Origin of the sequence: Aquimarina celericrescens (assembly GCF_042682765.1) — a bacterium.
GTDB lineage: Bacteria > Bacteroidota > Bacteroidia > Flavobacteriales > Flavobacteriaceae > Aquimarina > Aquimarina celericrescens.
In genome coordinates this window covers 186,816-199,063 of the sequence record NZ_JBHUHY010000013.1, presented here as the reverse complement: position 1 = coordinate 199,063, position 12,248 = coordinate 186,816, and the positions used below count along the sequence as shown (strand labels likewise).

Annotated in this window: 10 protein-coding genes; 4 read left to right on the top strand and 6 right to left on the bottom strand. The window is 35.2% G+C overall.

Annotated features, from left to right (window positions below; genetic code table 11):
- The first annotated feature begins 41 nt into the window (after nucleotides 1–41).
- Nucleotides 42–1,337, top strand: coding sequence for a tyrosine--tRNA ligase (gene tyrS / locus ACFSJT_RS12545; RefSeq protein ID WP_378320626.1), 1,296 nt, complete (start codon nucleotides 42–44; stop codon nucleotides 1,335–1,337).
- A 143-nt stretch (nucleotides 1,338–1,480) separates the two neighbouring features.
- Here the strand turns inward: tyrS and ACFSJT_RS12540 are convergent, their stop codons facing one another.
- The 3 genes from ACFSJT_RS12540 to ACFSJT_RS12530 all read right to left on the bottom strand — a co-directional run bounded on the left by ACFSJT_RS12540 (nucleotide 1,481) and on the right by ACFSJT_RS12530 (nucleotide 3,494).
- Nucleotides 1,481–1,930 (bottom strand): YHS domain-containing (seleno)protein, encoded by a 450-nt coding sequence (locus ACFSJT_RS12540; RefSeq protein ID WP_378320625.1) that lies wholly within the window; start codon nucleotides 1,928–1,930, stop codon nucleotides 1,481–1,483.
- A gap of 123 nt (nucleotides 1,931–2,053) precedes the next feature.
- Complete coding sequence (locus ACFSJT_RS12535; RefSeq protein ID WP_378320624.1) at nucleotides 2,054–3,037, bottom strand: LuxE/PaaK family acyltransferase; 984 nt, start codon at nucleotides 3,035–3,037, stop codon at nucleotides 2,054–2,056.
- A 106-nt stretch (nucleotides 3,038–3,143) separates the two neighbouring features.
- Nucleotides 3,144–3,494 (bottom strand): T9SS type A sorting domain-containing protein, encoded by a 351-nt coding sequence (locus tag ACFSJT_RS12530; protein WP_378320623.1) that lies wholly within the window; start codon nucleotides 3,492–3,494, stop codon nucleotides 3,144–3,146.
- Between the two features lie 291 nt (nucleotides 3,495–3,785).
- Here ACFSJT_RS12530 and ACFSJT_RS12525 point away from each other — a divergent pair, with 291 nt between their 5' ends.
- Complete coding sequence (locus ACFSJT_RS12525; RefSeq protein WP_378320622.1) at nucleotides 3,786–5,192, top strand: MATE family efflux transporter; 1,407 nt, start codon at nucleotides 3,786–3,788, stop codon at nucleotides 5,190–5,192.
- 210 nt (nucleotides 5,193–5,402) lie between these two features.
- Here the strand turns inward: ACFSJT_RS12525 and ACFSJT_RS12520 are convergent, their stop codons facing one another.
- On the bottom strand, nucleotides 5,403–5,768 hold the full coding sequence (locus ACFSJT_RS12520; RefSeq protein WP_378320621.1) for an endonuclease domain-containing protein: 366 nt from the start codon (nucleotides 5,766–5,768) through the stop codon (nucleotides 5,403–5,405).
- Between the two features lie 859 nt (nucleotides 5,769–6,627).
- On the opposite strand from ACFSJT_RS12520, the gene ACFSJT_RS12515 reads away from it, so the two are divergent.
- Together ACFSJT_RS12515 and ACFSJT_RS12510 are read left to right on the top strand one after the other, a co-directional pair.
- The gene (locus tag ACFSJT_RS12515; protein ID WP_378320620.1) at nucleotides 6,628–6,945 is read left to right on the top strand and encodes a hypothetical protein; all 318 of its coding nucleotides are present in this window, start codon (nucleotides 6,628–6,630) and stop codon (nucleotides 6,943–6,945) included.
- Between the two features lie 74 nt (nucleotides 6,946–7,019).
- Entirely contained in the window at nucleotides 7,020–7,223 is a 204-nt protein-coding gene (locus ACFSJT_RS12510) for a hypothetical protein (protein WP_378320619.1), read from the top strand.
- Between the two features lie 115 nt (nucleotides 7,224–7,338).
- On the opposite strand, the gene ACFSJT_RS12505 is transcribed toward ACFSJT_RS12510, so the two are convergent.
- Together ACFSJT_RS12505 and ACFSJT_RS12500 are read right to left on the bottom strand one after the other, a co-directional pair.
- Nucleotides 7,339–9,258, bottom strand: coding sequence for a hypothetical protein (locus ACFSJT_RS12505; RefSeq protein WP_378320618.1), 1,920 nt, complete (start codon nucleotides 9,256–9,258; stop codon nucleotides 7,339–7,341).
- A 15-nt stretch (nucleotides 9,259–9,273) separates the two neighbouring features.
- Nucleotides 9,274–12,123 (bottom strand): TonB-dependent receptor, encoded by a 2,850-nt coding sequence (locus ACFSJT_RS12500; RefSeq protein ID WP_378320617.1) that lies wholly within the window; start codon nucleotides 12,121–12,123, stop codon nucleotides 9,274–9,276.
- Nucleotides 12,124–12,248: the final 125 nt, after the last annotated feature.

Genomic DNA, 12,248 nt, shown 5'->3' with positions numbered 1-12,248 from the left:
CATATTTTTATCTTTGTCGATCTTAAAGGAAATCGACAAAAATGACCAAGAATTTTATAGAAGAGTTACGTTGGAGAGGTATGTTGCATGATGCAATGCCGGGTACCGAAGAATACCTGATGCAACAAATGAGATCTGCCTATGTTGGTTTTGATCCTACCGCAGATTCATTACATATAGGTAATCTGGTTCCTATTATGTTATTGGCACATTATCAAAGAGCTGGTCATAAACCCTTTGCTTTGGTAGGTGGCGCTACAGGAATGATTGGAGATCCTTCGGGGAAATCTACAGAACGCAATCTTCTAGACGAAAAAACATTGCGTTATAATCAAGAAGCAATAAAATCTCAGCTGTCGCGATTTTTGGATTTTGAAAGTAATGTGCCTAATGCAGCTATTTTAGTCAATAATTATGATTGGATGAAAGATTTCTCATTTCTTGACTTTATTAGAGATGTAGGTAAACACATCACTGTAAATTATATGATGGCTAAGGATTCTGTAAAGAATAGAATTTCTTCAGAGTCTACAGAGGGGATGTCATTTACCGAATTTACGTACCAATTGGTGCAAGGATATGATTTTCTTCATCTATATAAAGAACATGATTGTACGCTGCAAATGGGGGGTAGCGATCAATGGGGTAATATTACGACAGGGACAGAATTAATCAGAAGAATTGCCGGAGGAAAAGGTTATGCATTAACGTGTCCATTAATAACAAAATCTGATGGCTCCAAATTTGGTAAATCTGAAGGTGGAAATGTATGGTTAGATGCTAAAAGAACCTCACCCTATAAATTTTATCAATATTGGTTAAATACTAGTGATGAGGACGCAGAAAAATACATCAAGATCTTTACCTTCTTAAACAAAGAAGAAATCGAAAGCCTGATTGCAGAACACAAAGAGGCTGCACATATGCGAATTCTTCAAAAAAGATTGGCAGATGAGGTGACCGTTATTGTCCACTCTCAAGAGGATTTAGATAATGCAATCAAAGCTTCTAATATTTTGTTTGGTAAATCTACTTCTGAAGATTTAAAAGACCTGGATGAAGCTACATTTTTAGATGTTTTTGATGGAGTACCTCAGGCAGAAATCCCGAAAAATGTCATTACCAATGGTCTGGAAATCATCAGCGCATTGGCAGAACATACGGGTTTCTTAAAATCGAACGGGGAAGCAAGAAGGGCATTAAAAGAAAATTCTATTTCAGTAAATAAAGAAAAAGTAACCGATACTTTTTCAATATCAGAAAAAGACCTGATTAATCATCAGTTTGTTTTACTCCAACGAGGTAAAAAAAATTATTTTGTAATTAGAGCAGTATAATGAAGTAGTAGTCTTCGACAAGCGCAGACACGTAGATAGATATAAAAACAAAGCCTACCAGAATTTATTCTAGGTAGGCTTTGTCAACTAACCAATCAATTATTGAAAAAACTTAACATTCAATACAGTTCGATGCAACTGTATTATCTTCTTATCTTTATATTACCCCAATTTTTATCTGCTTTTTCTTTCAGTTTTTTGGGATCTTCTTCAGTCCATTTCTCCAAGGTGTTTACTCCCCAGGCATTATAAAATAGATATAACTTACCATCTCTTATCTCGAACGTCTTCGGATTAATATCCACTTTTTCGTTATTCACTGCCACGGCATAGGCACAGTATCCCCCGTATTGTGGAACAAACTTTTCAGGATTATTTTTGAACGTTTCTAAATTTTCTTTACTTGCAAATTTATAGCTCACACCATCATGCGTACCTACAAACTTACTATCTCCTTTTACTGCTTTATTATTAAAATATTCGGTAACATCGTAACCTTCAGCCACAAAACTTTTTTTGGTATTATAATCTACTTGTTGAGCATTTAAGGTCGTTACCAAAGCAATTAGTATGAGGGTCAATTTTTTTTTCATTTTTATGCTCTTCTACATGAGTTACATAAATTAAGTCGTAAAAAAATCCAATCATTACAACTTTAACATAATTATAAGACTTCAAAAGATATTGTAATAAAGGACTGATAGTTTTTGGAAGTGTTACAAAGCCATTAAATTACATCCTCTAATATCGCTGTGATCAAATCTCCCCAGGATTTCAAAGCTATTTTCTTTGTGGATTTTACCAAGATCTTGAGTAGCAATAAATGAACAGGAATTAATGTTTGCCAGGTCAATTACATTGATACCTCCCGTTTTATTAGTGCTTAATAATGTAAGAGGATCTTCGGGATTTCTAATAGATATTTTCATCCAGGGCGGACAATGAAAGATACCACCGCCTTTTGAGTAGGCTTGAGATAGTAACTCAGTCATGCCATATTCACTATGAATTTTGGATACATTAAAGCCGTTTTTAAGAATTTCATGAAGCTCTTCTCGTATCATTTCTTTTCTTCTTCCTTTCATTCCACCGGTTTCTATAACGATGATATTGTCATTTAATGTAATGGGGTGATTCTCTACAAGATCAAGTAAAGCAAAAGAAACTCCCAAAAGCAGCACTTTTTTATTTTCTGAAATACATTTTTGAAGAACAGTAACCAATTTTTCTGTCTCGTATAGATAAAAATCACTTTCTGGTTGGTTACTGTCTTGAATTAATTTTTCTGCCATGTAGACCAATGAAGAGCCTGCCCTCTCTAGATAAGAAGGGAGTAACGCTAATATAATATATTCTTTTATATCCCCATAGAAATGCAGAAATCCTTGCCTGAAACTCTTTTCATATATGGAAAGATCACTAACATAATGTTTGCTAGTAATACTGCCTGTTGTACCACTACTCGTAAAGATTTTGGAAATTGGAGCCGAGTCACTAATTATTTTTTCATGCTTGAAAAAATCAATGGGTAAATAAGGAATATCTGTTATGCAGTTTACCGAAGTTTTGGTAACCCCAAGTAGGTTGCAAAATCTTTGATAAATTTTATTATTAATATATTGATGATTAAATACTCTTAACGCTACTTGCTCAAACTGGGTATCGTTTTGAATAGAAAAAATAGTTTCAGCAAGCATCAAAATTGTTCTATATATTTATAAAACAAAGGTAAAAAAAGAGTTTGTAAATTCGATGCGTCTGCAGAAGATATAACACCAAGTAGAGAACGGTGTAAAAACGTAAGACTTATTCAAGAATGAGTTTTAAAGTCTTTTGGTGGTTTTTTCCTTCTGTAACCTTAAGTATATAAACTCCTGGAGGAAAAGTACTAATATCAAGTTCTTTACCAATTAAAACTTTAAAAAGCATTTGCTTACCTAAAACATTAAAAATCCTAACGGTTTTGGTGCGTTGTAAATCCGAAGTAATATACAATATATCTCTCGTAGCAGGGCTTTGATATACTTGTAGTCCTGCAATGTCCTGTTGTGCTTTTGTCTCAGAGTTTTGAGACGTGCTGATCTGAGCTTGGATTCCCGTTGTGAAGGAAAAGCATATCAATCCAACAAATGTAATTAGCAAGTAGATTTTTCTCATAAAAAATTATTTTGGGACGTTAAAGATACAATTTTATAATTAATAATTTTTAAAAATACCCACATACTTCACTGTTAAATCTTGACTAAAAGGCTGTTCTGTAAATGAATTACGGTTTTTACTTATAAAATTGTTTTGAAATTCAAAAATAATACCGCATATTTGTCTCATTATGAAGCTATAAAGAATTATGTACATCGTTGTGCATATAGTCACTCCTAGATTTAGAAGCTAAAGATTTCTTTAGCACTTCCCTTTATTTTTAATTCTAATTCATAATTCTTTTACATAATGGCTAAGGATCAACTTACTATTAATCGTTTATTTTCTTATTTTAAAATTGCAATTTCAGGCAAAGAGCAGGAATTCACTTCTGGTAGTATACGAAGGGCAATTTTTATGCTTTCGGTACCTATGGTACTCGAAATGATGATGGAATCTGTATTCTTTCTGGTAGATGCGTATTTCGTTTCAAGTCTGGGTGCTAATGCCATTGCTACCGTAGGATTAACAGAATCTGTACTCACGCTTGTTTATGCTGTAGCTATTGGACTCAGTATGGGAGTAACGGCTATCGTTGCTCGTAGAGTAGGAGAGCGCGATATAACAGGTGCTTCGCAAGCAGCTATACAGTCTATATTTCTTGGAATTGCTGTGGCACTTGTTATAAGTGTACTAGGTATTATTTTTCCAAAGGAAATCCTTGGACTTATGGGTGCCGAACCTGATCTTATTGCCGATGGCTATGGTTATACACAAGTATTATTGGGTGGTAATTTTACCATAATGTTACTTTTTTTGATTAACGCAGTATTTAGAGGAGCAGGAGATGCCTCTGTAGCCATGAGGGTATTGATTTTTTCGAATATTTTAAATATCATTTTAGATCCTCTTTTTATATTTGGTTTTGGCCCTGTCCCAGCTTTTGGAGTACAGGGCGCTGCTATTGCCACCACAATTGGCAGAGGAAGTGCAGTGATCTTTCAGTTATTAATTCTCTTTTATGGTTGGAGTAAGATCAAAGTTGGTTTTAAGGATATCGTTTTTCGCGCCAGGGTCATGCTTAATTTGATCAGGATTTCTCTCGGAGGGATCGGTCAATTTATAATAGGAACCTCAAGTTGGGTATTCTTGATGCGAATTATGGCAGAGTTTGGCAGCGAAGTACTGGCAGGGTATACCATTGCTATTCGAGTATTGATGTTTACCTTAATGCCCTCATGGGGGATGAGTAATGCTGCTGCCACATTAGTAGGTCAAAATCTTGGCGCCCATAAACCTGAACGTGCCGAAACATCGGTCTGGAAAACTGGAAAATACAATGCATATTTTATGTTGATTGTATCTATATTCTATTTACTATTCGCAGAAATGATCATAAAAATTTTCAGCGATGAGGCATTAGTCGTGCAATATGGTGCTTTAAGTTTACGAGTAATTGCAGCAGGTTATGTTTTTTATGCCTACGGAATGGTCATTATACAATCTTTTAATGGAGCCGGAGATACCAAAACTCCTACTATTATTAATTTCTTTTGTTTTTGGGTGTTTCAGTTGCCCTTTGCTTATCTGGCAGCCATAACTTTTGACTGGGGGGCTATGGGTGTGTTTGTAGCCATAACTTTTGCCGAAGTACTCATTGCGGTAATTGGGATTATTTGGTTTAAAAGAGGGAAATGGAAGGAAGTAAAGGTGTAGTTAGTGAGTATGTGAGTCTATGAGTTGATGAGTTTTCGACAACTTCAAGAGAGAGGTCTGCTAAACGAATGTTTTAAGTAAAATAGCTTCGTTTATGGATTGCAACAGTTTTTGAGGCTTCTATAAACCCTCCGTCTTTATGCTTTTCTAAGGAAAAGTATAAAGCCACCTCCTTTTGATAAAGGGAGGAGTTTTTAAGAGTATTAGTTTTTAAGTATTAAAATGATCCTGTATTTCTGATAATACTGACGGTAAGTGATCAAAGACCATTTTATTTTCAAACCTGATTACTGTAAAACCTAATTCATTAAGTCTTCTAGTGCGGATTCTATCTTTTTCGATAACTTCAGGAAGGTTATGGATTTCACCGTCTAATTCGATGACTAGTTTTTCTGAAGCACAATAGAAGTCTACAATATAATTTTCTATACTATGCTGCCTTTGAAATTTTTTTCCGTTTAGTTTTTTAGATTTCAAATGTTTCCAAAGAAAAGCTTCTGCTGGAGTCATATTCTTTCGAAGCTCACTTCTGTATTCCTGTAAGCTCTTTTTAGTATGGATTTGTTGTCTTTTCATCACCATAAACATAATAAAAATTACCACAAATAAGCTCTCCTTTTTGTAAAGGGGAGAATGAATTGAAGTTTTTTTGAAAACTTCAAGAAAGAGGGTTTTACTACGCGCATAGTTTAAGCTAAGTATCTTTTGTTTAATCAGAGTAACAGTGTTCTAGCCTTTTTCAAACCCTCCGTCTTAATACTTTTCTAGGGAAAAGTATTAAGCCACCTCCCTTTGTCTAAAGGGAGGAGCTTTTGTGTGGTGTTTTTTGCCCATTTTAAAGCTCTCCCCTTATGTAAAGGGGAGAATGAATTGAAGTTTTTTTGAAAACTTCAAGAAAGAGGGTTTTACTACACGCAAAGCTCAAACAAGTACCCTCTATTTAATCAAGGTAACATTGCTTAAGCTTATTTTGAACCCTCCGTCTTTACCTTTTTTTGTAAAAAAAGGTAAATCCTCTTCCTTTGTCTAAAGGGAGGAGTTTTTTTTTAAAATTTTTATCAGTTTCAAAAAATGAAACTCATACGCAGTATCATTGTGTTTCAAATATTTTAGAAAATAATTTTTATCCGTTCAAAATTGTTTGATTAAAAAACAAAAACCTTTGATTAAGGTTTGTTGGTGATTGTATAGGGTCAAGAATATAAAAAATGTTGTTCAGTTTTGCTTGAATGTAAAACGAAAATTATTGAATGTAGATCATTGATGTCTAAATGCGATTGATAAGTTGTTGAATACATTTTATCGATCCTTGAATACGGTTGAAAAACTCTTGAATGCACTTCATCGATGCTTGAATGGAGTTAAGAAGTGTTTGAATGAACTAAAAAAGGAAATTTATAATCAATGTTAATAATCATTAAAATCAGAAAAAAGTATGAACAAAAATCAATTAAAGAATTACCGTATGTTTTTAGAGGTACAAAACACTTTGGACCACAACAATACTACATGGAGTGGAAATCCTAAGTTTACAGAAACCAAAAAAATGTTAGATATCGAAATCGACGGCATTGAAATTCTAGGTGAAGATGCTTCTAAAACCACCAAAGGGATGACGCGAGATAAGAATCTAATTCGTAATGCTTTGGAAAAGAAGTTGGTTGCCCTGGCAGGTGCTATGTCTGTACATGCTTCGATTACTCAAAATGAGACCTTAAAGAGTATCATGATTACCTCAAAGGCGGCTTTATAAAACACAAAAGAGACCGATATTGTTGTTTATGGTAAAACGTTAGTAAAACAAGCTGGGGATATAGAAAAGTATTAATGACCGAATATGGGGTGACCACTGCTGAGATCGAAGATATTAAAACCACTATTGCAGAATTTCAACCGTTAATTGGTAATGCCAAACCCGAGCAATCGGCTATTAATGCAGCAAAGCGCAATATCGATGATCATGTACAACAAGGTAAGTTTTTACTGAAAGAAATTTTGGATAAACCTCATGATACGGTACCAGTTTACTGACATAACTTTTTTTAATTAGTATCAACAGTCTAGAACTATTGTGGATGTGTAGATCGTGACAAAAAAAGACCGCCAAATTTTGGCGGTCTTAAAATAATATTATCTGGATTTAATGTTATTGTTGCGCAGTAGCCCAAGCAAACAAATTTATCTCAGTTGTTGAAGAAGCATACACTATTGCTTCGACTGCATCAGCACCGTCTACTTGAACGTTAGAAGGAGCACCGTTATCTCTAAAGTCGAATTGAGTGTCAAATCCTGTCAAAGTTAGTCCATTTATAGTACAACCGGAATTAACTTTGAGCTGTATTGCAGTCCCACCGGTAGTTGATACGGCAGTAAAATTATTTAATGTAGGATTAGCGTTGATCCCGTCAGCTTCGATCGCAGTAGAGAAATCTGCTACAGTAATGTTTACAAATGCATTTGAAAGTGTTCCATTCCATCCTTCTGTCCAATCCACAGCGTCATCTTCTAGATTTTCAGCATAAAAATTAGTCACACTTACAGTACCTCCGAAGAATTCAACTCCATCATCAGAACCTTCGATTACGGCTATGTTAGAAATAGTGGTACCACTACCTACAGCATAAAGTGTCAAACCATTAAATTGTGAATCTGCATTAATTTGTGCTCCAGTATTTCTTAGAATAAGATAGTTGATGGTACCAGAATTATCGGCATCATTATTTCCTCCATATACAAGGCCACCAACTTCGGCAATGGCATCAACACCTTCGGTAGTTGTAGCGTCACCACAGATTAATAATCCACCCCAAGCTTCACCATCATTAGATTCCATTATTACTGGATCTGCCATAGTTCCTTGAATATCAATAGAAGCTCCTTTCAATACAGCTACATAATTTGCTGTTCCAGATTCGGAAACAATTTTCGTACCTGCAGGAATAGTCAAAGTTGCACCGTTGCTTACTAAAACAGGTCCACTTACTTGATATTCCACAGAAGCATCTAAAGTAAGGTCAATAGAAATGTTGGCTGGAAGCCTTGTGTCAGAACCACCGCCAGCATTTGTTATCCATGCAAATAAACTTGCATTTGTCGAAGATGAACTAAATACTGCATCAGCAGCGGTATCGGCGTCAGCACCATCGATTTGTAAATTAGATGCTGGAGCGCTGTCTCTAAAGTCAAAAGATGTATCAAAACCGGTTAAAGTTAAACCATTGATAGTGGCTCCAGAGTCATTCTTAATTTGAATAGCTGTACCTCCTGTTGAAGAGATCGCTGTAAAATTAACAAGGGTAGGATTATTATTCACTCCATCTGCTTCGATAGCTGTAGAGAAATCTGCAATTGTGTTTGTTACATATCCATTTGTAAGAGTTCCACTCCAACCTTCAGTCCAGTCTACAGAATCATCCTCGTTATTTTCAAGATAAATATTTGTTACAGAAACTGTTCCTCCGAAAAACTCGACACCGTCGTCAGTACCATTGATTATACCAACATTGTCAATTGTAGTTCCAGAACCAACAGCATACAATGTTAAACCATTAAATTGTGAATCTGCATTAATTTGCGCACCCGCATCTCTAATGATTAAGTAATCAATATTACCAGAACTATCGGCATTATTGGTTCCACCATAAATAAGACCTCCAACTTCTGCTATCGCATTTGTCCCTTCAGTAGTTGTGGCATCTCCACAGATCACCAATCCACCCCAGGCACCTGCCTGACCATTGGATCTCATAATTACAGGATTTGCTGCAGTTCCCTGAATATCAATGTCAGCACCTTTTAATACTGCAAGATACTTATCTGTTCCTGTTTCTGAAACGATCTCTGTACCTGCAGGGATAGTTAGTGTTACTCCGTCTGCAACAGTTACAGTTCCAGTAATCTTGTATTCAATATTGGGGTCCAGAGTAAGGTTGGCAGTAATAATACCAGAAAGTTCATCTGGATTATTTCCTCCTGTTCCTGGTCCATTATCATCATCATCACTACAGGATACCAAAACCAATCCTGTAATTAATAAAAGGCTTAATAATTTACTTAACGTTTTCATCATTGTTTAATTTAATTAAAATTTATAGCTTAAATTCAAAGAAGTTTCTACTCCGGTAGAATAGGATAATATGGTACTATCAAATCGGTCTCCACTTACTACCTCTTGTATGAACTGTGTTCGCTCTATTGTTGGATTTAGTAAGTTTCTAGCTGTCAACCCTAGACTCCAATGGTCATTAATCTCTTTATTGAGTATCAAGTCTAGTGTTACAAAACCTTTTTCTGTAATTTCACCATTAAAGAATACATCGGGTTGCTGTTGATTTCTAGGAGCACCTAGTGCAAAAATCTTATCAGAAGCATAATTACCGGTAAGAGTAAATTCGTAAGGGAATTCGTTACCAGAGTTGAAAGTAAGTGATAGATTAGTGATCCAGTCGGATGCCCCTTCTAATCCTATTTCGGTTCTATCACCATATTTGAAGGTTTGCTCAAGCGTTCCATCTTCTCTGAAAACATCTTTCAGGTCTTGTATGTGATCTAGATAAGAAATATTACCACTTAAACGCAGGTTAGGATATGACTCTCGTTTTTTTATAATGTATACTCTTCCTTCAAGCTCGAAGCCTATAATACGTGCTCGATCACCTGTATTGAAGTACGAAAAAATATCTTCTCCTCCTCTTTGTAATCCACGATTAATAGGATCATTAATTCGTTTATAGAAAGCACTAAAGGATAACAACTCATCATTTTGTGGGAAAAACTCTACTTTGAAGTCTATGTTATAGTTTTCTGATCTTTCTACATCAGGATTACCTTGAAACACTTGCCCCACTTGAGAAACATATTGGAAAGGTGCAATTTCTTTAAATTCTGGTAAGGTTTGCCCCAAACTTCCGGAAAGGCGTAAGGCCAATTTATCATTTACTTCGTATTTTAAGTTAATATAAGGATAGATGTTTTCGTAATCCTTGTTTGAAGAGCCAATTCTTGCTTGACCTGTTTCACGATTAACAAAGTTTCCGACATCAAAGTTAACATCGATTTCGTCTTTTTGATAACGAAGACCAACTTGAGCAGTTAATTTATTTAATTTTCCGGTAAAGTTCGCATAGCCCGCGTAAGAAAGAAGTTCAGCATCATATATATCTAAAGGTTGAATGTTGAGTTGTAATAATCCATTGTCAAAATTTTCTTGAATAAAAATGTCACCTATGACATCTATTGATGTTGGATTAATATCGGAGTTATTTCCTTCTTCTATACCGAAGAATTGTGAAGCAAAATCTCTTGTTTTATTTCTAAAATTTCCACCAACATCTAAAATAAAAACATCTTCATCCTCATTTTGCTTAAGAATCAATTCATCAGATATGCGAGCATTAAACTCTTCGTCAGTAATTTCCTGTACCGATTTTCTTTGTTGGAATCCGCCAGTAAAACCGAGTTCAATAACCCCTTCTTCGTTTTCTGGGGTATTGGGGTTATCGTTAAGAATGTTTACTTCATTTCGAATCCTGTTAGGTTCATTAGCTATTAAATAATTGAATCCTGCAGCCCATTCTAAAGTATTCTTTTCAGTTATATTGTGTTCGCCAATAAGTTGTGTAGCTGACAACAGAGTATTCTTTATATTTTGATCTCTTATAAACTGTGAACCTTCTTCAATGTTATCTAATTCTTCAAATATTTCCGTTGTACCTTCACGCCCTGCCTCAAGAGTTTCTTCAAAGACTTTGTTGATAACAAAGGTGTTGAAAGACAGATTATTTTTATCATTGATTTTATATTGACTATGCAACATTCCTGTTGTATTAACAGACCGTAACCAACGTCTTAGATCATCAGGTGGTACAAAATCTCGTAAATTTCCTTGATCAAATTCTCTAAACAGACCTTCTCTGTATTCATTGTCGATAGACTGACCTCCACTAAAATAGAGCTTAAGTTTTCTTTCCTCACCTAGTATACCGCCAATATTAAAACCAAATCCATAGTTAATAGGTGTTGAAATTTCAATTGGATTCCACGATTGCTCTGTTAGGGCATTAACAAGATTCTCTGATTCGTAGGCACGACTATAAATCCCTAACGAAATATCCTCATTGTTCGCAGTAGCTTTAAAACTGTCAAAAATATCACCATCACTGACATTAGAATTAATGCCACCAGTAATACTCAAAGCAATGTCCCTTCTTTTGGAAACTTCTTTTGAGACAATATCAATATTCCCCGAAGCTAAATCAGCTGAATTTGCGGGAGAAAATGTTTTGCTTATCGAAACATTTCCTATAAATCTGGATGGAAATAATTCTAAATTGATATTCTTTTTGTCAATATTATCAGAAGGTATTGGTAACCCATTAAGTGTAGTACTCAAGTAACGATCACCTAAACCTCTCACATAGATTTGACCTGATCCTTGGGTCTTTGAAACACCAGATATTTTTGTAGTTGCTCCAGAAGCATTAGAAACTCCAAGTCTGGTTAACTGCTCGGCTCCTATACTTTCTTTGATTTGTACAGCTGCTTTTTGTTCCAACAACAGCGCTTCTTCACGCTCTCTATTGGTGACTACTTTAATCACAACCTCCTCTAGGGTAGCTGCTGTGGCACCCATCGTTGCATCAACCACAGATACTTTATTGGCCTCTACTAGCACATTGGGAACTTCTACAGTTTGATATCCAGTAAAGCTAAATTCTATGGTATATGTGCCTACAGGTATGTCATTAATTTCATATAAACCATCAAAGTCTGTAGAAGATCCTTTGGTGGTTCCTTTTACAACTACGTTAGCAAAGGGTAGTGGTTGATTGTTTGATTCTTTATCTAATAGTTTCCCGGCAATTGTCCCGGTTTCTTGGGCGTTACTAAATCCTATAAGTAATAATGCTAAAACTGTAAATACTCTTTTCATTGTATGTTTTCAAAATCTGCTACAAATAAATACGGTTTTACAGTAAATGATTTTATGTCACTATTAAGGTTGTTTTAAGGGATTGTGATGTAGGAAGAAAAGTAATAATTGTCTTTTTTGTAGGA